Origin of the sequence: Streptomyces sp. NBC_00669, from assembly GCF_036226785.1 — a bacterium.
Taxonomy (GTDB): domain Bacteria; phylum Actinomycetota; class Actinomycetes; order Streptomycetales; family Streptomycetaceae; genus Actinacidiphila.
The window spans coordinates 1,081,713-1,105,541 of record NZ_CP109018.1; the positions used below are offsets into that span (position 1 = coordinate 1,081,713).

Sequence of the window (23,829 nt, forward strand, 5' to 3'; positions counted from 1 at the left end):
GTACTGCCGGTAGTGCCGGTAGTGCCGGCGGTACCGGTGGTGCGGCGGCAGCCGTCAGGAAGCCGGGTAGATCCTGTCCGCGATCTTCGCCTTGGCCACGCGCAGGCCCTCCAGCTCGGCCGGGGTGAACCCGCCCTGCGTGGGCCGCTCCGGCACTCCCTCCAGCTTCTCCACCAGCGTCCAGCGCGAGCCGCACTCCAGCAGGGAGCGGTGCTTGACCCCCAGGTAGTCCGGCGCGATGCTGACCGCCACGCCCGAGGCGCCCCGTGCCGCGGCGAACAGGTGCGGGTGGAAGCGGGTGGCGATCCAGGTCTGCCCGGGGCTGGCCGGCAGGCCGGACTCCAGCAGCTCGTCCATCGTGTAGCGGCGGGCCACCGGCATGCGCTGCTCGGCGAGCTCCATCACCTCCTTGTCGAAGTCGGGCGAGGACTCGATCAGCCCGACCCGGTCGACTCCCCACGCCTTGACCATGCCGGCCACGTAGTCGACCAGGTCGGAGGTGTCGACCTCGGAGAACTTCGTCTGCAGGCTGACCATCACCTCGGGGGCGTCCGCGTCGGCACGGAACAGGTCCGGCGAGATGTTCAGGAACATGTCGTCCGGGCTCTGCACGGCGGCGTCGATGCCCTTGAGGAAGTCGTAGGTCACCGAGTCGCGCACGTCCGCGATGCCGAACCGGGAGATCAGCCGACGGGCCAGGTCCTCGGTGCCCGGGGCCAGCGGCCACAGGCCCTGGCCGGTGAAGGCGGTGAGCGCCCCGGAGTGGGCGGCGGCCGCGGGCGCGGCGGCGAGCATGCTCAGCAGCCGGGCGAAGTGGCTGTTGATGAAGCCGCCGCCGACGATGTGGATGGTGTCCGCCCGCCGCAGCTCCTCGATGCCCTCGGTCAGGTCGGGGACCGAGGCCGGGTCGGCGACGGAGCGCTCGACGAAGGCGACGGACTCCTCGACGTTCTTGTCCATGCACATGAAGGCGCACAGCCGCCACAGGGTGGCCACGAAGCGGACCCTCGGGTGGATGCCCTGCAACCGTCGGGCGACCACGTCGGGGCCGGCGCAGTCGATGACGACCTCCGCGTCGGGGGCGACCTTGGCGAGGTGGCGCAGCCACATCTTGGCGATCAGCTCGTCGCCGTAGTTCCCGACTCCGGCGGGAGTGACGAGGTAGTGCCGGGTGCGTGCAGTCACGCGGGGCTCCTATGGTTTCGCGCACACCCAGGTGCGCAGCGGTGGTTGACTGGCCGGGCGGGTGGACGAGCCGGCGACATCACTCGGCGACGGTGATGGCGCCCACCGGGCAGCGGAAGGCCGCGTCCCGGACGGACTGCCGGCGGTCGGGGTCCACGTGCGGATCGATCAGAAGGACGACACGGCCGTCCTCGTCGTCCTGGCTGAAGACGGACGGATCGCTGAAGACACAGGACCCGGAGCCGACACAGCGTTCGTGGTCGACGTGCACGCGCATCTGTCGGTCTCCCGTCACCAGGTGACCGGCAGCTCGTAGATGCCGTAGATGTGCGCGTCGTGCTTGAAGGGCAACTGCTCGACGGGCTCGGCCAGCCGCAGGCCGGGGATGCGGGTGAGCAGCGTGTTGAAGACGATCTCCAGCTCGACCCGGGCGAGGTTGGCGCCCAGGCACTGGTGCATGCCGTAGCCGAAGGCGAGGTGGCCCTTGGTCTCGCGGTGGATGTCGAAGGCGCCCGGGTCGGGGAAGACCTTCTCGTCCCAGTTGGCGGCGCCGTTGAGGGCGACCATGCCCTCGCCCTCGCGGATGAGGACGCCGCCGATCTCCAGGTCCCTGGTCGCCACCCGGACGGTGGCCGCGTCCTCGATGCTGAGGAAGCGCAGCAGTTCGTCGATGGCGTTCCAGGTCAGCTCCGGGTTCTCGCGGATCTCGGCGAGCTGCTCGGGGTGCTGCAGGAGCACGACCGTGCCGAGCGAGATCATGTTGGCGGTGGTGTCGAAGCCGCCGTAGACCAGCATCTTCGCCACGGTGACGAGGCTGGAGTGCTTCAGGCGCTTGGCCTCGTCGGGCTCCTCGGCGTTCTTCCGGATCACCCGGCTGAGCAGGTCGTCGCCGGGGTTCTTGGTCTTCTCGGTGACCACGCGTTCCAGGTAGGCGTCCATCTCCAGGTGCAGGGCGCCGGCCTCTTCGGGGGTGGCGTTGCGGTTGGTGGTGGCCTCGGCGAACCGGCGGAAGAAGTCGGCGTCGGTGCCGGGTACGCCGAGCAGTTCGCAGAACAGCCCGCACGGCAGCGGGACCGCCAGCTCGCGGACCAGGTCGACCGGGCCGCCCTTCTCCAGCATCGCGGTGATCCGCTCGTCGACCAGCTGCTGGATGCGCGGGCGCAGCGTCTGTATCCGCTTCGCGGTGAACTCGGGGATCAGCAGCCGGCGCTGCACGGTGTGCCCGGGCGGGTCCATCGCCACCAGCGGGAGTTCGACGATGTCGATGAACTCCTCCGGGATGGGGAAGACGATCGGGTACGCCGGGTGCTTGCCGTTGGAGCTGAGCGTGGCGTCGGCGAGCACCTGCTGCACGTGCTCGTGCTGGGACAGCGCCCACACCTTGCGGCCGCCCTGGCGCATCACCCCCCGTACGGGGCAGCCGCCGCCCACCAGGCCGGCGTACTCGGGCGGCATGGCCAGCGGGTCCTTGCGGGGCAGCGGGAAGAGCAGCGGCTCGGCCGCCGGGTCCACCTCGGGTTCGACGTCGGTCATGGGGCGTTGTCCCTCTCGGATCGCGTGATGCGCGCGGCGATCAGTTCCGTCACCGCGGTCGCGTGGGTGGTCAGGAAGAAGTGGCCGCCGGGGTACACCCGCACCTCGTACGGGCCGGTGGTGTGCTCCCGCCATGCCTCGGCCTCGTCGGCGGTGACGTGCGGGTCGTCCGCGCCGGTGAGGACGAGCAGCGGGCAGCCCAGCGCGGGGCCGGGCCGGTACCGGTAGGTCTCCACGGCCTTGTAGTCGCTGCGGACCGCGGGCAGCAGCGACGCGAGCAGTTCCCGGTCGGCCAGCACCCTGGCGTCGGTGCCGTTCAGCCGGCTGAGCTCGTCGCGCACCTGCGCGTCGGTGCCGAGGTGCACCCGCTCCTCGCGGAAGCGGGACGGGGCGCGGCGGCCGGAGGCGATCAGGCCGTCGACGGGGCGTCCGGCGTCCTGGAGCCGCCGAGCCACCTCGAACGCCACGACGGCGCCCAGGCTGTGGCCGAAGAACGTCAACGGCCGGTCGGTCCACGGGCCCAGGGCGGCCGTGACCCGGTCGGCGAGCTGCTCGGCGTCGTCGATGAGCGGGTCGGTACGGCGGTCCTGCCGGCCCGGGTACTGCACGGCCAGCACCTCGACGCGGGGGGCGAGCGCCCGCGAGACCGGGAAGAAGTACGACGCCGATCCGCCCGCGTGCGGGAAGCACACCAGGCGCGGTGCCGGCTCCGGCACCGGGTGGAACCGGCGAATCCAGGTGCCGCTGTCGACCGGGGTCACGGGCATGTCGGGTCGGCCTCCGTTTCGGGACGAGGCTGGGGCAGGGGGGAGTTGACGTGTCGGCGTCGCGTCAGGACGTGGACAGCTCGTTCCCGATGACGTAGTCGGAGACGTCGACGGAGGCCGGCTCGACCCGGGCGAGGGCCTCCTTGACCGGGACGGACAGCCGCTCGCGCTTGGCCGCCTCGCGCTCCTCGCGGCCCTCGACGAACCGCGGCAGCACCTCGTCGGCGAAGAGCTGCAAGGACTCCATGACGTGCTCGTGCTTGGTCTTGCCGAGCTGTACCTGGAAGACGACCTGGTCCACGCCGGCCGCCTCGTACTCGGTGAGCATGGCGGCGATCTGGTCCGGGGTGCCGATCCCCCGGCGCAGCGCGGTGAGCTGGTCGATCATCTGCTGGGCCATCGGGTCCGGCTCGGCGGAGGGGTCGATCGGCGCCGGGTTGCGGGTGAAGCCCATCGCCTCCTTCGTCTGCTGGAACGTTTGCCAGATGTCGGTGGTGCCGGGGTGGTGCTGGCCGAAGACGAAGTAGTGCATCAGCGTGTAGGCGAAGAAGTGGGCGCCTTCCAGGCCCCGGTCGACGGCCGTCTCCTCGTCGTGGTGGCACATCAGCGGCATGACGACGGCGAAGTTGGGGTTGACGCTCAGTCCGGCCGGCACGCACTCCTCGGAGTTGATGATGGCGTAGTAGGCGTCCGCGCGTTCCTTGGCCTGCTCGGGGGAGGCGAAGGAGAACGACAGCGCGCCGAGCCCGTTGCGGGCGGCCGTCTCGATGGTCTCGCGGACACTACAGGCCACCCACAGCGGCGGGTGCGGCTTCTGCTTGGGCTTGGGCACCAGGTTGCGCGGCGGCATGTCGATCCACTGGCCCTTGTGGCCGGTGAACGGCGTCTCGGTGAGCAGCCTGACGATGACGCCCAGCGCCTCGCGCCACTGCTCGCGCTTGGTCGCCCGCTCGACGTTGAACGCGCCGAGTTCCAGCTGCGAACTGCCCTGTCCCGAGCCGAACTCCACCCGGCCGCCGGAGATCAGGTCCAAGGTGGCCAGCCGCTCCGCGACGCGGGCCGGCGGGTTCACCGCCGGGGGCAGCGAGACGATGCCGTGGCCGAGCCGGATGTTCTTCGTCCGGGCCGCGGCGGCGGCGAGGAACACCTCCGGGGCCGAGCCGTGCGAGTACTCCTCCAGGAAGTGGTGCTCGGTCGCCCAGACGCAGTCGATACCGATCCGGTCGGCCAGTTCGATCTGTTCCAGGGACTCCTTGAGCAGCCGTTCCTCGCTGTCCTCGGCCCAGGGCCTGGGAAGTTGGTGGTGATAGCTGAGACCGAATCGCATGTCCATTCCTCTCGTCGGCGTTGACACGGTAGGGGGGCCCGCACCGGCTCCGGCCGGACCCGGCGGCGCTCTGGGGTGGCCGCGGCCGCATCAGGGGGGTGCCGGGGTGACCCCTGGTCCGCTAGGGGCCATACCGCGGAAGGCGGAGCGGTAGAAGAGCAGGGGTTCCACGGGCGAGTCGGCGATGTCCAGGGCCCGTACCCCGCCCACCACGATGCTGTGGTCGCCGCCCGGGTGGACGGCCTCGATGACGCACTCCACCCAGGCCACCGACCCGGCGATCCGGGGCGAGCCGGTGGCCGGGCCCGGGCTCCACTCGACGCCGGCGAACTTGTCGGCGCCGCTCACGGCGAAGGCCCGGCACAGCGCCTCCTGGTCCCGGCCGAGGACATTGACGCAGAAGGCGCCGGAGGAGCGGATACGCGACCAGGAGGTGGAGTCGCGCGAGGCGGAGAAGACCACCAGGGGCGGGTCGAGGGAGAGCGATCCGAAGGACTGGCAGGTGAACCCGACCGGTTCGACGGCCGTCCGGCCGACCGGGGCCGGCCGGCCGCGGTCGGCGGCGGTGATGACGGTGACGCCGGTGCAGAAGAAGCCCAGGACCTGCCGGAACACGGCGGGGTCCGGCTGCGCCGCGGCGGTCGGCCCGGGGCGCTGCACGGAGGTGCGCGCTGTCGTCACCGCGGCACCTCCGCGCTGCCGGCCGGCGGCTGCTCCTCGGTCAGGTGGGCGTTGTCGGGCGGCGGTTGCTCCACGATCAGGTGCGCGTTGGTGCCGCTGATGCCGAACGAGGAGACGGCGGCGCGGCGCGGCCGGCCGGTCTCGGGCCACGGCTCGGGCCGGGTCAGCAGCCGTACCGCGCCGGCGCCCCAGTCGACCTGCGGGGTGGGCTCGTCGACGTGCAGCGTCATCGGCAGCAGGCCGTGCCGGATCGCCTGGGTCATCTTGATGATGCTGGCGACCCCGGCGGCGGCCTGGGTGTGGCCGATGTTGGACTTGACCGAGCCGAGCCACAGCGGCCGGTCGTCGGGCCGGTCGCGGCCGTAGGTGGCCAGCAGGGCCTGCGCCTCGATCGGGTCGCCCAGCCGGGTGCCGGTGCCGTGCGCCTCGACGGCGTCCACGTCGTCGGGCCGCAGGCCGGCGGCGGCCAGGGTCTGCCGGATCAGGCGCTGCTGCGACGGGCCGTTGGGGACGGTGATGCCGCTGGAGGCGCCGTCCTGGTTGGTCGCCGAGGCGCGGATCACCGACAGTATCCGGCGGTTGTTGCGCAGCGCGTCCGACAGCCGCTCCAGCACCAGGACGCCGGCGCCCTCGCCCCAGCCGGTGCCGTCCGCGGACGCGGCGAAGGACTTGCAGCGCCCGTCCGGGGACAGCCCGCGCTGCTTGCTGAAGTAGACGAACGTCTCCGGCGTCGACATCACCGTCACGCCGCCCGCCAGCGCCAGCGAGCACTCCCCGGTGCGCAGCGCGTGGCCGGCCAGGTGCGCGGTGACCAGCGAGGAGGAGCAGGCGGTGTCCACGGTGACGGCCGGCCCCTCCAGGCCGAGGGTGAACGCGACCCGGCCGCTGACCAGGCTGCCGCTGCCGTCGGCGCCGTCGTAGTCGTGGTACATCAGCCCGGCGAAGACCCCCGTCCGGCTGCCCTTGAGCGACAGCGGGTCGATCCGGGCGTTCTCGACGGCCTCCCAGGTCACTTCCAGCAGCACCCGTTGCTGCGGGTCCATCTCCTGGGCCTCGCGCGGGGAGATGCCGAACAGGTCGGCGTCGAAGTCGCCCGCCTGGTGCAGGAACCCGCCCTCGCGGGTGACGCTCTTGCCCGGCGCCCCGGGCTCGGGGTCGTAGATGCCGGCGGTGTCCCAGCCGCGGTCGCCCGGGAAGAGGGTGACGGCGTCCCGGCCTTCGGCGACCAGCCGCCACAGCCCCTCGGGGGAGTCGGCGCCGCCCGGGTAGCGGCAGGCCATGCCGATGACCGCGATCGGTTCGGCGGCGGCCCTCGCCAGTTCCTCGTTGTGCTCGCGCAGGCGCTCGTTGTCGATCAGCGACTTGCGCAGCGCTTCGACTATCCGGTCCACTTCCATCTGGGTCAGCCTCCGGCTCGGTTCGACTCGGCTGCGGCGAGTGCGGTGCGGACCAGGTCGTCGACCGCCATGGTCTTGAGGGCGTCGGCGTCCGGCGCGGCGCCGGCGCCGTCTCCCGGCGCGGCCTCGGCCGCGGCCCCCGGCTGCGGCGGCCCGGTGAGGGTGAGCAGCCGCTCCAGCAGCCCGGACGCGCGCAGCCGTCCCACCGGGATGGCGAGCAGGGCCGTACGGACCGCCTCGTCGTCGAGGGCGGACTCGGCCGGGGCCTGCGGGATGTCGGGGAGGAGTTCGGCGAGCAGGAACTCGGCCAGCTCCGTCGGTGTCGGGTAGTCGAACATCAAGGTGGCCGGCAGCCGCAGGCCGGTCGCGGTGGCGAGCCGGTTGCGCAGTTCGATCGCGGCGAGCGAGTCCAGGCCCATCTCGGTGAAGCCCTTGCCGGGTTCGACCGCGGCGGGCTCGTCGTGCCGCACCACGGCGACGTGCTCGCGGACCAGGTCCAGCAGGTGGCGCTGCCGCTCCGCGTCGGTGGCGCCGGCCAGCCGCTCCGGCAGCGAGGGCCCCTCGGCGGCCGGTTCGCCCGCCGCCGGCGATGCCGCGGCGGACCGGACGCCGTCCGCGGACGGCAGCGCACGGGCCGGCGCGGGAAGGACGGCACGCAGCGCGCGGGGCACGTCGTCGGGTGAGAGGCCGCTGCCGGCCCGGGCCACCGGCAGGGGCACCAGCACCGGTTCGGCCAGCCGCATCGCCGCGTCGAACAGGGCCAGGCCCTCGGCGGGGCGGATCGGCGGCATGCCCATCCGCAGCAGGCGGCGGCCGACGGACTCGTCCGTGCGGGCCGCCATGCCGCCGCCGTCGGACTCCCACAGGTTCCACACCAGGGACGTCGCCGGGAGCCGTGCGGCCCTGCGGCGCCGGGCCAGCGCGTCGAGGAAGAGGTTGCCGACGGCGTAGTTGCCCTGGCCCGCGGAGTCCAGGAAGCCGGCCGCGGAGGAGAACAGCACGAACGCCGACAGGGGCAGGTCGCGGGTCAGCTCGTGCAGGTTCCAGGCCGCGTCGACCTTCGGCCGCAGCACGGCCGCAAGCTTCCGCGGCGTCATCGAGCCGAGCAGGGCGTCGTCCAGGACGCCGGCCGCGTGGACCACGGCCGTCAGCGGGTGGTCGGCGGGCACCGCCGCCAGCAGCGCCGCGAGCGCGTCGCGGTCGGCGGCGTCGCACGCGGTCACCGTCACGTCGGCTCCCAGCGCGGCCAGTTCGGCGCGCAGGGCGTCCGCGCCGGGGGCGTCGGGCCCGCGCCGGCTGGTCAGCAGCAGGTGCCGCACGCCGTGTTCGGCGACCAGGTGCCGGGCGAAGAGCGGCCCCAGGCCGCCGGTCGCGCCGGTGACCAGCACGGTCCCGTCCTCGTCCCACGGCGACCCGGCTCCCGTCGGGGGCGCCGGCACCGGCTCCAGCCGTGGCACGAACACCCGGCTGCCGCGCACCGCCACCTCCGGTTCGCCGCCGGCGACGGCCCCGACCAGTGCCCGAACCGCCCGGTGCGAGCCGTCGAGGTCGGCGAGGACGACCCGGCCGGGGTGCTCCGCCTGCGCGGCGCGCACCAGGCCGCCCAGCGACGCCTGCGCCGGATCGACGGCGCCGCCGTCGAACGCGGCCGCGTGCCGGGTGGCGACCACCAGGACCGCGTCGGCCAGGACCGCGTGCCCGAACCACTCCTGAAGGAGGGTCAGGGTGCCTTCGGCCGCCTCCCGCACCGCCTGCGGGGTGTCGCCGGCGGACGCGGCACACGGCGCGACCACGGCCCGGGGCAGCGGCGCACCCGCCGTTACGGCGGCGGCCAGCGCGGACACGTCGGCGTACGAGGTCACCGCCGCGCCGAGCGCGTCCGTCCACGTCCCGTCGCCGCCGAGCACCGCCCAGCGGCCGGACGGCTCGGACCCGGCGGCCGGCTCCGTCTCCGCCCAGCCGGGCCGGAAGACCTGGTCGGCCGGGCCGGGTTCGGCCACGCCCGAGGCGGCGGCGACCTGCTCCGCGGTCACCGCGCGGACGGCCAGCGACTCCACCGTGGCCACTGGCCGGCCGGCGCCGTCGGCCAGCCGCAGCGCGACCGACTCCGAGCCGGCCGCCTCGTCCGAGGAGAGCCAGGTCAGGCGGACCCGCAGCCGGTCCGTGCCGTGCGCCCGAAGGCCGACCCCGCTCCAGGCGAAGGGCAGCGGGGAGCCGGCGGTGTCCCACGGGGTGCGTCCGGCGAGGAAGTCCGTGGCGCCCAGCGCGGCGTCCAGCAGCGCCGGGTGCAGGCCGAACCCGGCGGCGTCCGCGGCGGCTTCGGCCGGCAGCGCGACCTCGGCGTAGACCTCCTTGTCCTGCCGCCACACCGCGCGCAGGCAGCGGAACATCGGCCCGTAGCGGTAGCCGCGTTCGGCCAGCGCGGGGTAGAGGCGGGCGATGTCGACCGGTTGGGCGCCGACCGGCGGCCACACCGCGAGGTCCGGATCGCCGGCCGCCGCGTCGCGTGCCGACAGCCGTCCCTGGGCGTGCCGGGTCCAGCCGCTGCCCGGGGCGGCGCTCTCGGCGAGGGAGTGGACCGTCAGCCGGCGCGCGCCGTCCTCCTCGGCCGCGCCGACCGCGACCTGTACGGCCACGCCGCCGCTCGCCGGCAGCGGGAGCAGCCGCTCGACGACGAGTTCGTCCAGCGTCGCGCAGCCCACCGCGCGCCCGGCCCGCAACGCCATCTCCACGAAGGCGGTGCCCGGCATCAGGGGCGTGCCCAGCACGTCGTGGTCGGCGAGCCAGGCGTGCGAGGCGAGCGAGACCCGGCCGGTGAGGACCGCTCCCCCGTCCTCCGGCGTCTCCAGCACCGCGCTGAGCAGCGGATGCCCGCCGGCGGCCTGCCCGAGCCGTGCCGGGTCGGCGGTCGCCGGGCCGCCGGTCGCCGGGGGCCCGTCGACCGCCGACCCGGCGTCGAGCCAGAACCGCCGGGAGTGGAAGGCGTACGTGGGCAGGTCGACCCGGCGGGCGCCGGAACCGGCGTAGAAGGAGCGCCAGTCGACGGGGGTGCCGGCCGCGTGCAGCCGGGCGAGCGCGGCGACGAGACTGTGCGCCTCGTCGGTGTCCTTGCGCAGCGCCGCCACGACGACCGGCTCCGGGTCGGTGCCGGTACGGGTATCGGTGTCCGCGCCGTCCGCGAGGGTGGCCGCGGCCATCGCCGACAGCACCCCGCGCGGGCCCAGTTCGAGGTACCGGTCCACGCCCTGCGCGCGCAGGCAGCGCACCCCGTCGGCGAAGCGCACCGCCTCCCGTACATGGCGCACCCAGTACGCGGGGGTGTCCAGGGAGGTGGCGAGTTCCCCGGTCACGTTCGAGACGACCGGGACGGCCGGGGCGGCATAGGTCAGGCCGGCGGCGACGGCGCCGAACTCGGCCAGCATGGGCTCCATCAGCGGCGAGTGGAAGGCGTGGCTGACGCGCAGGCGGCTCGTCCTGCGCCCGGCGGCCGCGAAGTGGCCGACGACGTCGGCGACCGCCTGCTCCGGCCCGGACACGACCACCGACGCCGGGTCGTTGACGGCGGCGATGCCGGCCGGCCCGGACAGGACCGCCGCCACCTCCTCCTCGGTGGCCTGGATCGCGGCCATCGCCCCGCCGGGCGGCAGCGCCTGCATGAGCCGTCCGCGGGCGGCGACCAGCGTCGCCGCGTCGGCGAGGGACAGCACCCCGGCGACGTGGGCGGCGGCCAGTTCGCCGACGGAGTGGCCGGCCAGGAAGTCCGGGCGCACCCCCCACGACTCCCACAGCCGGGACAGCGCCACCTCGACGGCGAACAGCGCGGGCTGGGCGTGGCCGGTCGCGTTCAGCGCCTCCTCGTCGTCGCCCCACATGACCTCGCGCAGCGGCCGGTCCAGGTGCCGGTCCAGTTCCGCGCAGACCGCGTCGAGCGCCGCCGCGAACACGGGGAACGCCTGGTGGGCGCGGCGGCCCATGCCGAGGTGCTGGGCGCCCTGGCCGGTGAAGACGAAGGCGGTGGCGCCCGCGGTCCGCACCGCGCCGGTGATCGCCTCGGCCGGCGCCTCGCCCGCGGCGACGGCGGCCAGCGCGCGCAGCGCCGCGTCCGGGTCGGTGGCGGGCAGCAGCAGCCGGTGGTCCAGCGCGGCCCTCGACGTGGCAAGGGAGAAGCCCGCGTCCAGCAGCGAGGGGGCGGCGGGGTCCGCGAGGTGCGCGGCGAGGCGGCGGGCCTGGCCCGGCAGGGCGTCGGCGGTCCGGGCGGACAGCAGCAGCGGGACCGGCGCGGTCCACGGCCGCGCGGAGCCCTCGCCGGGCGGCGGGACGTCCCGGTCGGCCGGGTCCTCCGGTGCGATGACGGCGGCCGTGTCGGTGGCGGCGGCCTCTTCGAGGATGACGTGCGCGTTGGTGCCGCTCAGCCCGAAGGAGGAGACGGCGGCGCGGCGCGGGTGGTCCGTCCCGGGCCACGCGCGGGCCTCGGTCAGCAGCTCGACGCCGCCGGCCCAGTCCACCTGCGGGGTGGACCGGTCGACGTGCAGGGTCCTGGGCATCAGGCGGTGCCGCAGCGCCATCACCGACTTGATGACGCCGCTGACGCCGGCGGCGGCCTGGGCGTGCCCGATGTTGGACTTGACGGAGCCGAGCCACGCCGGGCGGTCCGCGGCGCGCTCCTTGCCGTAGGTGGCCAGCAGGGCCTGCGCCTCGATCGGGTCGCCCAGCCGGGTGCCGGTGCCGTGCCCCTCGATCAGGTCCACGTCGGCGGCGGCCACACCGGACGCGGCCAGCGCCTGCCGGATCACCCGCTGCTGCGACGGTCCGCTCGGCGCGGTCAGGCCGTTGCTCGCGCCGTCCTGGTTGACGGCGGAGCCGCGGATCACGGCCAGGACGGGGTGGCCGTGGCGCCGCGCGTCGGAGAGGCGCTCGACCAGCAGCAGGCCGAGGCCCTCGGACCACGCGGTGCCGTCGGCGGCGGCGGCGAAGGGCTTGCAGCGGCCGTCGGCGGCGAGCCCGCGCTGGCGGCTGAACTCCACGAAGACCTCCGGCGTGGGCAGCACGGTGACCCCGCCGACCAGCGCCATGCCCACCTCGCCCTGGCGCAGCGCCTGGCAGGCGGTGTGCAGGGCGACGAGGGAGGAGGAGCACGCCGTGTCGACGGTGACCGCCGGCCCCTCCAGGCCGAGCGCGTAGGCGATCCGGCCGGAGGCGACGCTGCCGGCGCTGCCGTTGCCCAGGTACGGGAAGAGGTCGTCGGGCACGTCGCGCAGCCGGCTGGCGTACTCGTGGTACATCACGCCGACGTAGACCCCGGTGCGGCTGCCGCGGACGGACGACGGGTCGATGCCGGCCCGTTCGAACGCCTCCCACGCGCCGTGCAGCAGCAGGCGCTGCTGCGGGTCCATCGCGACGGCCTCGCGGGGCATGATGCCGAAGAGTTCGGGGTCGAACCCGGTCGCGTCGCGCAGGAAGCCGCCGCGCCGCACGTAGGTCTTCCCGGGCAGCCCGGGTTCGGGGTCGTAGATCGCGTCGGTGTCCCAGCCGCGGTCGGACGGGAAGTCGCCGATCGCGTCCACGCCGTCGGCGACCAGCCGCCACAGGTCCTCCGGGGTCTCCACGCCGCCGGGGAAGCGGCAGGCCATCGAGACGATCGCGATCGGCTCGTCGCCGGGCCGGTCCGCGGTGTCCGCGGCCACGGGTTCGGCGTCGGTGCCGGTGCCGGTCAGCCGGGCGAGCAGGTGGTCCGCGAGGGCCCGCACGTTGGGGTGGTCGAAGACGAGGGTGGCGGGCAGGGCGAGCCCGGTGCGCGTGCCGAGGCGGTTGCGCAGTTCGACCGCGGCCAGCGAGTCGAAGCCCAACTCGGTGAAGGCCCGGGACGGTTCGACCGCCGCCGCGGAGTCGTGCCCGAGCACGTCGGCGACCTCGGCGCGCACCAGGCCGAGCACGAAGCGGGCGCGGGCCTCGGGCGGCATGGCGGCGATCCGGTCGGTGGGCCCCGCGGCGCCCGCCGGGGCGTCGCCGGCGGCGCGCCTCGCCGGTCCCCGGACCAGGCCGCGCAGCAGGTGCGGTACGGAACCGGTGGGCGCCGCGGCGCGGGCCCGCAGCGCGGGCAGGTCCAGGCGCACCAGCAGCGGGGCCGGCTCGCCGGCCCGCAGGGCCCGGTCGAAGAGGTCGAGGCCGTCGGTGTCGGCGAGCGGCGGGAAGCCCTCCCTGCGCATCCGCCGGACCTCGGCCTCGGCCAGCCGCCCGCCCATCCCGGCCGCGTGGGCCCACAGGCCCCACGCCATCGACACGGCGGGCAGTCCCGCGGCGGCGCGCTGCCGGGCGAGCGCGTCCAGGAAGACGTTGGCGGCGGCGTAGTTGGCCTGGCCGGCGGCGCCGAGGGTGCCGGCGGCGGAGGAGAACAGGACGAACGCGCGCAGCGGGGTGTCCCGGGTCAGCTCGTGCAGGTGCCAGGCGGCGTCGGCCTTCGCGGCGAGCACCCGGTCGAGGCGCGCGGGCGTCAGCGTGCCGACCAGGCCGTCGTCGAGCACCCCGGCGGCGTGCACCACGGCGGTCAGCGGGTGCTCGGCGGGGACGGCGGCGAGCAGACCGGCCAGGGCCCGGCGGTCCGACACGTCGCACGCGGCGACGGTGACGTGCGCGCCCAGCCCGGCCAGTTCCTCGTGCAGCGCGGTGGCTCCGGGGGCGGCGGCGCCACGCCGGCCGGCCAGCAGCAGGTGGCGCACGCCGTGTTCGGCGACCAGGTGCCGGGCGACGAGGGCGCCGAGCCCGCCGGTGCCGCCGGTGACCAGGACGGTCCCCCGCGGGTCGAGGACCACGCCGGGGGTCTCGTCGCCCGCGCCGGCCGCGGCCCGGGCGAGCCGCGGCACGTGGACGGCGCCGTCGCGCAGCGCCGTCTCGGGCTCGCCCGAGACGGCCGCGGCGGCGAGCGCCCGGTCCGAGGCCGCCGTGCCGTCGGTGTCCACCAGGACGAACCGGCCCGGGTGTTCGGCCTGCGCGGCCCGCACCAGGCCCCACACCGGGGCCTGGACGAGGTCGCCGGGGGCGTCGCCCGCGCCTATGGTCACCGCCGCAGAGGTCGTCACCGCCAGCCGTGTCGAGGTGAGCCGGTCGTCGGCGAGCCAGGCGTTCACCGCGTCCAGCGCGGTCCCGCAGGTCGCCCGCAGTGCCTCGGTCACCGCCACCGGCCCGGGGCCGGCCGGCACCGGTATCGACGCTTGCGTCGGCAGCACGGCGAGGTCCGGCGCGGGCGCCCCCGCGTCGAGTGCGGCCAGCAGCGCCGCGATGTCGGCGTACCGCTCGGCCGTGGCGGCGAACGGCGCGTCGCCGAGGAGCGCGACGCGGGGGGCGGTCGGGCCCGCCGCGACCGTGAGCGGTGTCCACTCCACGCGCAGCACGGGGTCCGGCGCGTCCGTGCCGCGGGCGCCGAGCCGGTCCGCGGTGACCGGCCGGGCCACCAGGGACTCGACCGTGGCGACCGGCTGCCCGGCGGCGTCCGCGAGGTCCAGGGCCGTGGCGTCCGCGCCGCCGGCCGGGCGCAGCCGCACCCTCAGCGCGCGGGCACCCGAGGCGTGCAGGGTGACGCCGCGCCAGGAGAACGGCATGAGGGTGCCGTCGCCGTCCGCCTCGCCGTCGCGGGGAAGGAAGTCCACGTGCGAGGCGGCGTCCAGCAGCGCCGGGTGGAGGCCGAAGCGGGCGGCGTCGGCCAGCGCGTCCTGGGGCGGTTCCACCTCGGCGTACCACGTGTCGTCCGCGCGCCAGGCGGCCTTGAGCCCCTGGAAGGCCGGGCCGTAGGCGTAACCGCGGTCCACGAGGCGTTCGTAGAGGCCGGCGACGTCCACCGGCACGGCTCCGGCGGGCGGCCACGGCCCGGCCTCGGGGGCCGGGGCGGGCAGCGCCGGTACGACGGTCCCCTCGGCGTGCAGCACCCACGGCGCGTCACCGTCCGGGCCTTCGGGGCGGGCGTGGACCCGCACCGTCCGGCCGCCGGAGTCCTGGCGGGCGCCGACGACCACCTGGACCGCGACGCCGCCGCTTTCCGGCAGGAGCAGCGGGGCGTGCAGCGTCAGTTCCTCGACGCGGCCGCAGCCGAACTCGTCGCCGGCGCGGACCGCCATCTCCACGAAGGCGGTGCCCGGCAGCAGGCAACCGCCCAGCACTCCGTGGTCGGCCAGCCAGGGGTGCGTGGCGGTCGACAGCCGGCCGGTGAGCACCGCGCCGTCCCCGTCGGGGGCGGTGAGCACCGCGCCCAGCAGCGGGTGGTCCACCGTGCCGAGCCCGGCCGACGACACGTCGCCGGCGGGCCGGCCGGCGTCCAGCCAGAAGCGGCGCCGCTGGAAGGCGTAGGTGGGCAGGTCGAGCGGGCGGTCCCGGACCCCGGCGAAGAAGGCGTGCCAGTCGACCGTCGTGCCGCGGGAGTGGAGGCGGCCGACTCCGAGGGCCAGTTCGGCGGCCTCGGGACGGCCGCGGTGCAGGAGCGGCACGAAGTCGGTGTCGGGGTCGTCGCCGGTGTTCTGCGGGCCGAGGACGCTGAGCACCGCGTCCGGGCCGATCTCGACGAACGTCGTCACCCCTCGGGACCGCAGGTGGCGCACCGCGTCGGCGAACCGTACGGTCTCGCGGACGTGGCGCACCCAGTACCCGGGCGTGGCGAGGTCGTCGGTGGGGGCGCCGGTCACGGTGGAGACGATCGGCACCGCGGCGGGGGCGTACGCCAGGCTGCCGGCGATCCGGGCGAACTCCGCCACCACCGGTTCCATCAGCGGCGAGTGGAAGGCGTGGCTGACGTGCAGCCCGGTGATCCTGCGGCCGTCGGCGGCCAGGCGGGCGGTGATGGCCGCGACCTCCTGCTCGACGCCGGAGAGCACCACCGAGGCCGGCGCGTTCACCGCGGCGAGCCCCACGCCCGGCGTGAGCAGCGGGCGCACGTCCCGCTCGCCGGCCTGTACGGCGACCATCACCCCGCCGACCGGCAGGGCCTGCATCAGCCGGCCGCGCGCCGCGACCAGCCGGGCGGCGTCGGCCGGCGTCCACACGCCGGCGACGTAGGCGGCGGCCAGCTCGCCGACGGAGTGCCCGGCGAGGTAGTCCGGCCGCACCCCCCAGGACTCCAGCAGCCGGAAGAGGGCCACCTCGACGGCGAACAGGGCGGGTTGGGCGTACGCGGTCGTGTTCAGGTCGGTGGCGTCGGTGTCCCGGAGGACCTCCGCCAGCGGGCGTTCCAGGTGCTCGTCGAGGGCGGCGGCGATCTCGTCGAAGGCTGCGGCGAAGACGGGGTGGCGTTCGTACAACTCCCGTCCCATGCCCGCGTGTTGGGCGCCCTGGCCGGTGAACAGGAAGGCGACCTTGCCGGTGACGGGTGTGGCGGTGGCCGTGTGCGGCGCCGTGGCGCCGTCGGCCACGGCGCGCAGGCCGCTGACGATCTGCGCGCGGTCCGCGCCGACGACCGCGGCGCGGTGTTCCAGGGCGGCGCGGCCGGTGGCCAGGGTGCGGGCGATCGGGCCGAGCAGGTCGTCGGCCCCGGTGGTCGGGACCTCGCCCGTGGTCGGGTCCGGGACCTCGCCCGCGTTCGTGTCCGGAGTCTCGCCCGGGGTCGGGTCCTCGCCCGGCCCGGTGTTCGCGTCGAGCCAGGAGAGCAGGTGGGCGGCCTGCGCCCGCAGCGCCTGCGGGGTGTGGCCGGACAGCAGCCAGGGAAGCGCGCCGCCCGCGGCACGGGAGGTGCCGTCCGTGTCGCCATCGCCGTCGGGAGCCGCGACGGCCGCGGCCACGTCCTCGGCCGCCGGGACGTGTTCGAGGATCACGTGCGCGTTGGTGCCGCTGATGCCGAAGGAGGAGACGCCGGCCCGGCGGGGCCGGCGGTGTTCCGGCCACGGGCGGGGCTCGGTGAGCAGCTCCACGGTGCCGGCCGACCAGTCGACCTGCGGCGAGGGCGCGTCGACGTGCAGGGTCCTGGGCAGTTCGGCGTGGCGCATCGCCATCACCGTCTTGATGACGCCGGCCACGCCCGCGGCGGCCTGCGTGTGGCCGAGGTTGGACTTCACCGAGCCGACCAGCAGCGGCGTGCCGTCCTCGGGACGCCGCTCGCCGTAGGTGGCGATCAGCGCCTGGGCCTCGATCGGGTCGCCGAGGGTGGTGCCGGTGCCGTGCGCCTCCACGGCGTCGATGTCGGCCGGCGACAGTCCGGCCTTGGCGAGCGCCTGGTGGATGACGCGCTGCTGCGAGGGGCCGTTGGGGGCGGTCAGGCCGTTGCTCGCGCCGTCCTGGTTGACCGCCGAGCCACGGACGACTGCCAGCACCCGGTGCCCGTTGGCCCGCGCGTCCGACAGCCGTTCCAGCAGGAGCAGGCCGGCGCCCTCGCCCCACCCGGTGCCGTCGGCCGCGGCGGCGAAGGACTTGCAGCGGCCGTCGGGCGCCAGGCCGCGCTGCCGGTTCATGTCGACGAAGGTGTCCGGTGTCGACATCACGGTGACCCCGCCGGCCAGGGCGAGGGTGCACTCGCCCTGGTGGAGTGCCTGGGCCGCCCAGTGCAGCGCCACGAGCGAGGAGGAGCAGGCGGTGTCCACGGTCACCGCGGGGCCCTCCAGGCCGAGGGTGTAGGCGACCCGGCCGGAGACGACGCTCGCCAGGCCGCCGTTGCCCAGGTACCCGGCGACGTCCTCGGGCACGTCGCCCATCCGGGCCGCCCAGTCGTGGTACATGACGCCGGCGAAGACCCCGGTCGGCGTGCCGTGCGCGGCGTGCGGGTCGATGCCGGCCCGCTCGAAGACCTCCCAGGACAGCTCCAGCAGCAGCCGCTGCTGCGGGTCCATCGCCTGCGCCTCGCGCGGGCTGACGCCGAAGAAGTCCGGGTCGAAGTCGGCGGCGTCGTAGAGGAACCCGCCCTCGCGGGTGGAGGTCCTGCCGGGCTTGCCCGGCTCGGGGTCGTAGAGCGCCTCGACGTCCCAGCCGCGGTCGTCGGGGAAGGACGACACGGCGTCGGCGCCGTCGGCCACCAGCCGCCACAGCTCCTCAGGGGAGCGGACGCCGCCGGGGTAGCGGCAGCTCATGGCGATGATGGCGATCGGCTCTTCGGGGTCGGCGGGGGCGCCGGGAAGGACGGTGGCCGCGGTGGCGGCGCCGTCGAAGAGCTTGGCCACCATGTGCTCGGCCACGGCCCGCGGTGTCGGGTGGTCGAAGACGAGCGTGGCGGTCAGCCGCAGCCCGGTCGCCGCGTTGAGCCGGTTGCGCAGTTCGACCGCGGCCAGCGAGTCGAAGCCGATCTCGTTGAAGGCCCGCTTGGCGTCGATGTCCTGCGGCCCGCTGTGCCCCAGGACGTCGGCCGCCTGGGCGCGCACCAGGTCCAGCAGGGCGGCGACCCGGTCGGCCTCGGGCAGGGCGGCGATCTGGCGGGCCAGTGACCGCTCGGCGGCGACCGCGCCGCCCTCGCCCGGCCCGCCCTCGCCCGCCGCGCTGCGCCGGGCCGGTGCCCGTACCAGGCCGCGCAGCACGTGCGGCACGCCGTCCGGCCGCTCGCGCAGCGCGCGGGAGTTCACCCGCAGCGGCACGGCGTACGGCTCGCCGGTGCGGACCGCGGTGTCGAGCCGGGCCAGGTTCTCCGCCACCGTCAGGGGTTCGACGCCGAGCCGGGCGATGCGCCGCAGGGCGGCGGCGTCCAGCGCGGCGCCCATGCCGGCGTCGCCGGGCCACAGGCCCCAGGCGATGGCGGTGGCGGGCAGGCCGGCTGCCCGGCGGTGGGCGGCCAGGGCGTCGAGGAAGACGTTGGCGGCCGCGTAGTTGGCCTGTCCGGCGCCGTCGAGGAAACCGGCCGCCGAGGAGTAGAGCACGAAGGCGGACAGGTCGAGGTCACGGGTGAGTTCGTGCAGGTGCCAGGCCGCGTCCGCTTTGGGGCGCAGCACGGTGTCCACGCGCTCGGGGGTCATGGCGGCGAACAGGCCGTCGTCGATGACGCCCGCGGTGTGCAGCACGGCCCTGAGCGGACGGTCCGCCGGGATGGCGGCCAGCAGGTCGGCGAGGGCCCGCCGGTCGCCCACGTCACAGGCGCGGATCGTGACGGTCGCGCCGGCCGCGGTCAGTTCCTCGCGCAACTCCTCTGCGCCGGGGGCCTGTTCGCCGCGGCGGCCGGCGAGCAGCAGGTGGCGCACGCCGTGCTCGGTGACCAGGCTGCGGGCGGCCAGCGCGCCGAGCCCGCCGGTGCCGCCGGTGATGAGCACGGTGCCGTCGGCCGGCCAGGGCGAGGGCGCGTCCGGGTCGGGCCGCGGCCCGGCGGCGAGCCGCGGCGCCAGCAGGAGGTCGCCGCGCAGGGCGAGTTCGGGTTCGCCGGTGGCGACGGCGCCGGGTATGGCCTCGGGCCCGGTGTCCTCGCCGAGGTCGAGCAGCACGATCCGGCCGGGGTGTTCGGCCTGCGCGGAGCGCAGCAGCCCCCACAGCGACGCCTGGGCGAGGTCGGCCTCCTCCCCCGGAACGGCGGCGGTCGCGCCGCGGGTGACCACCACCAGGCGGGACGCGGCGGGGTGATCGGCCGCCAGCCACGGGCCGATCCGCTCCAGCGCCCAGGAGGTGACCGCCCGTACGGCCTTCGGGACCGGACCCTGCGGCGTCGCGGGGGCCGCGAACACCACCGCCCCGGACACCGCCCCGGCCGCCTCGCCAGCCGCCTCGCCGGACAGCCCGTCCGGGCCGTCGGCGGGTCGCGCGCCGAGCGCGGCTACCAGCCCGAGCGGGTCGGGCCCGGCGCACACCCACCCGGCGGTCGCCCGCGACGGGCCGGCGGGGACGGCGGTCCACTCGACGCGCAGCGGCACGTCGGCGCCCGCCCCGGCCAACTGCGCCGAGTCGACGGCCCGTTGGGCGAAGCCCTCGACGGTGGCGACGGGCCGCCCCTGCGCGTCGGAGAGCCGCAGCGACAGCGTGTCGGTGCCGGCGGGCGTGATCCGCACCCGCAGGAAGGACGCGCCGGCGGCGTGCAGCGTCACGCCGGACCAGGCGAACGGCAGCCGGAGCCGCGCCTTCTCCTCCTCCGGCGCGAGCAGGTCGGCGGTGTGCAGGGCCGCGTCGAGCAGGGCCGGGTGCAGCCCGAACACCGCCGCGTCGCCCGCGGCTTCGGGGAGTACGACCTCGGCGAGGATCTCCGCGCCGTGCTGCCAGGCGGCGCGCACCGCCTGGAACGCGGGCCCGTAGGCGTACCCGTGGTCGGCCAGGTCGTCGTAGAGGCCGCTCACGTCGAGCGGTCGCGCGCCCTCGGGGGGCCATGGCGCCGCGGCGGGTGTTCCGGCGGCCGTTGCTGCGGCGGGCGTACGGGAGCTGAGCGCCGCGGAGTCGGGTGCCGAGGAGTCGGTCGCCGACGACTGGGGGGCCAGGACGCCTTCGGCGTGCCGGACCCATGGGGCGTCCGGCGGGGCCTGCTCCGGGCGCGAGTGGACCGCGACCGCGCGGCGGCCGGCCGCGTCGGGTTCGCCGACCACGACCTGCAACGCGGCGGCGCCGCTGTCGGGCAGCACCAGCGGGCTGTGCAGCGTCAGTTCCTCGACCGTCCCGCAGCCGGCCTCGTCGCCGGCCCGGACCGCGAGCTCCACGAAGGCCGTGCCGGGGACGAGGCGGACACCGCCGATCACGTGGTCGGCGAGCCAGGGGTGCGAGTGCGGGGACACCCGTCCGGTCAGTACGGTGCCCGTGCCGCCGGCCAGCCGCAGCACCGCGCCGAGCAGCGGGTGCCCGGCGGGGATCTGGCCCAGGCCCGAGGCGTCGGTGCCGTGCCGGGCGGCATCGGTCAGCCAGTACGGGCGGGTCTGGAACGGGTAGGTCGGCAGGTCCACCCGCCGCGCGTCGCGCCCGGCGTAGCAGGCGGCCCAGTCCACCGGGACGCCGCGGGTGTGGGCCAGCGCGACCGCCGACAGCACCTCGCGCGCCTCGTCGCGGTCACGGCGCAGCACCGGCGCGAAGACCGGCGCGCCACCGTCGCCGTCGCTGCCATCGTCGGCGGCGTCGTCGTCGGCGTCCGCCGCGCGGTCCCGTGCCATCGCCGACAGCACGCCGTCCGGGCCGAGTTCGAGGCAGGTGCGCACCCCGGCGCCGTCGAGGGAGCCGAGCACGTCGTCGAAGCGGACCGTGCGCCGGACGTGCTCGACCCAGTACTCCGGGTCGCACAGCTCCTCGGCGGTGGCCAGGCGGCCGTGGACCGCGGAGACGACGGGCGTGGCCGGCGGGTGGTAGGACAGGACGCCGGCGACGCGCCGGAACTCCGCGAGCACGGGCTCCATGAGCGGCGAGTGGAAGGCGTGGCTGACCCGCAGCCGCCGGGTGCGCCGGCCCTGGTCGGCGAGTTGCCGCACGAGGGCCTCGACGGTGTCCTCCTCGCCGGAAAGCACCACCGCCCGAGGGCCGTTGACGGCGGCCAGGCCCACCCGGTCGGCGGCGCCGGGCAGTTCGGCGACCAGCCGCAGCGCCTCCTCCTCGGTGGCCTCCACCGCGGCCATCGCGCCGCCCGCGGGCAGCGCGCCCATCAGCCGGCCGCGCGCGGCCACCAGGGTGGCGGCGTCCTCCAGCGACAGCACGCCCGCTACGTGGGCGGCGGCCAGTTCGCCGACGGAGTGCCCGGCCAGGTAGTCCGGGCGCATCCCCCAGGACTCCAGCAGCCGGAAGAGCGCCACCTCGACGGCGAACAGGGCCGCCTGGGCGTAGGAGGTGTGGTCGAGGAGCGCGGCGTGCGGGGAGTCCGGCGCGGCGAACAGGACGTCCCACAGCGAGTGTTCGAGCTGGAGGTCGAGGTGGCCGATGGCGTCGGCCAGCGCGTCGGCGAAGACCGGGTACTCCTCGTAGAGCGTGCGGCCCATGGCCGGCCGCTGGCTGCCCTGTCCGGTGAACAGGAAGGCGAGCCGTCCGTGTTGCGGCTGCGCGCGCACCGTGCCGGGGGCGTCCTCGCCGGCGGCGAGCGCCCGCAGGGCGTCGGCCAGGGCGTCGCGGTCCTCGGCGACGACGACCGACCGGTGGGAGAGCGCGGCGCGGCCGGCGGCGAGGGAGAGCCCGATGTCGGCGAGGGTGTCCGCGGGTTGCCGCGCGAGGTGCTCCAGCAGCCGGCCGGCGTGCTCCCGCAGGGCCGGCGTGCTCTTGGCGGACAGCACCACCGGCAGTGGCGGCCGCGCCTCGGTGGCCGGTACGAGCGGCGCGTCCGCGCGGGCGCTGTCGGAGCCGGTCTGCCCGGGGGCGCTGGGCCGTTCCTCCCGCGTGCCGAGGGTCCCGGCGGGCGGCTGCTCGAGGATGACGTGGGCGTTGGTGCCGCTGACGCCGAACGCGGAGACCGCGGCCCGGCGCGGGGCGTCGCCGGTGTCCCACGGCCGGGCCTCGGTGAGCAGGCGGACGCCTCCGGCGGACCAGTCGACGTGCGGGCTGGGCCGGTCCACGTGCAGGGTGGCGGGCAGCCGCCCGTGCCGCATGGCCATCACCATCTTGATGACGCCGGCGGTGCCCGCGGCCGCCTGGGTGTGGCCGAAGTTGGACTTGATCGAGCCGAGCCACGCCGGGCGGTCGGCAGCGCGGTCGCGGCCGTAGGCGGCCAGCAGCGCGTGCGCCTCGATGGGGTCGCCGAGCGTGGTGCCGGTGCCGTGCGCCTCCACGGCGTCGACCTGGCCGGCGTCGAGCCCGGCGGCGGCCAGCGCCTGCCGGATGACGCGCTGCTGCGCCAGGCCGTTGGGGGCGGTCAGGCCGTTGCTCGCGCCGTCCTGGTTGACGGCCGAGCCGCGGATCACGGCACGCACGGGGTGGCCGAGGCGGACGGCGTCGGAAAGCCGCTCCAGCACCAGGATGCCGACGCCCTCGGCCCAGGCGGTGCCGTCGGCCGCGGCGGCGAAGGGCTTGCACACGCCGTCGGGCGCCAGGCCGCGCTGCCGGCTGAAGGCGGTGAAGACGCCGGGGCTGCCCATGACGGCCACCCCGCCGCTCAGCGCCATCGAGCACTCGCCGCGTTGCAGGGCGGACAGTGCGAGGTGGAGGGCGACCAGGGAGCCGGAGCAGGCGGTGTCGACGGTGAGGGTGGGCCCTTGCAGGCCGAGCGCGTACGCGACCCGGCCGGACACGACGCTGGGCGAGTTGCCGGTCAGCAGGTATCCGTCGAGCCCGTCGGGCGCTTCGTGCAGCCGCGTGCCGTACTCCTGCGGTTCGGCCGCGACGAAGACGCCGCAGTCGTCGCCGCGCAGTCCCAGCGCGTCGATGCCGGCGTGCTCCAGCGCCTCCCACGCGGTCTGGAGCACCAGCCGCTGCTGCGGGTCCATCGCCGACGCCTCGCGCGGCCCGATCCCGAAGAACTCCGCGTCGAAGTGGGCGGCGTCGGCGAGGAATCCGCCGTGCCGGACGTAGGTGGTGCCGGGAGCGTCGGGGTCCGGGTCGTACAGGGCCGCCAGGTCCCAGCCGCGGTCCTCGGGGAACGGGGTCAGCACGTGCCGGCCGTCGTCCACCAGCCGCCACAGGTCCTCCGGGGAGCGCACCCCGCCCGGGAAGCGGCAGCCGATGCCGACGATGGCGACGGCCTCCTCCGGCCCCGACGTGACCGGCCCGGTCGCGGCCGAACGGGCCGCGGCCGACGGGCTCGTGGCGGCGGCCGGGTCGTCGCCGAGCCCGAGGAGTTCGCGGCGCAGGTGCGCGGCGAGGGCGTCCGGCGTCGGATGGTCGAAGACGGCGGTCGGCGGCAGGGAGAGACCGGTGGCCGTGTTGACCAGCAGATGGAGTGCGACCAGGCCGAGCGAGTCCAGGCCCTGCTCGCGGAACGGGCGCTGCGCCGCCACGGTGGCCGGCGCCTCGGCGTCGGACCGCCGCAGCACCGTCAGCATCTGCTCGGACACCACGTCGAGCAGCATTCTGGTCTGCTCCGTCGCGGGCAGCCCCTCCAGCGCGCGGGCGAACGCCATTCGTTTCCCCTCAACCAATATGTGCAATGCGGCCGTATTCATGAGCACGGTGG

General features: G+C 76.0%; 7 protein-coding genes and 1 pseudogene. All 8 read right to left on the reverse strand.

What is annotated here, in order from left to right; genetic code table 11:
- Positions 1–54: 54 nt before the first annotated feature.
- Positions 55–1,185, reverse strand: a complete 1,131-nt coding sequence (locus OG896_RS04280; protein WP_329362516.1) for a polysaccharide pyruvyl transferase family protein — start codon at positions 1,183–1,185, stop codon at positions 55–57.
- A gap of 79 nt (positions 1,186–1,264) precedes the next feature.
- Entirely contained in the window at positions 1,265–1,462 is a 198-nt protein-coding gene (locus OG896_RS04285) for a ferredoxin (protein WP_328472155.1), read from the reverse strand.
- 14 nt (positions 1,463–1,476) lie between these two features.
- A complete protein-coding gene (locus OG896_RS04290; protein ID WP_329362518.1) occupies positions 1,477–2,718 on the reverse strand; it encodes a cytochrome P450 in 1,242 nt (413 codons plus the stop codon).
- Positions 2,715–3,485, reverse strand: coding sequence for a thioesterase II family protein (locus tag OG896_RS04295; protein WP_329362520.1), 771 nt, complete (start codon positions 3,483–3,485; stop codon positions 2,715–2,717). Before OG896_RS04295 ends, OG896_RS04290 begins: the two co-directional genes overlap by 4 nt.
- A gap of 64 nt (positions 3,486–3,549) precedes the next feature.
- Positions 3,550–4,812, reverse strand: a complete 1,263-nt coding sequence (locus OG896_RS04300; protein ID WP_329362521.1) for an LLM class flavin-dependent oxidoreductase — start codon at positions 4,810–4,812, stop codon at positions 3,550–3,552.
- Between the two features lie 90 nt (positions 4,813–4,902).
- A complete protein-coding gene (locus tag OG896_RS04305; protein ID WP_329362523.1) occupies positions 4,903–5,493 on the reverse strand; it encodes a flavin reductase family protein in 591 nt (196 codons plus the stop codon).
- 20 nt (positions 5,494–5,513) lie between these two features.
- Positions 5,514–6,884: pseudogene (locus OG896_RS04310) on the reverse strand (type I polyketide synthase); the annotation flags it as partial.
- An 11-nt stretch (positions 6,885–6,895) separates the two neighbouring features.
- Positions 6,896–23,824: a type I polyketide synthase gene (locus OG896_RS04315; protein WP_443056928.1), complete on the reverse strand. Its 16,929-nt coding sequence runs from the start codon at positions 23,822–23,824 to the stop codon at positions 6,896–6,898.
- Positions 23,825–23,829: the final 5 nt, after the last annotated feature.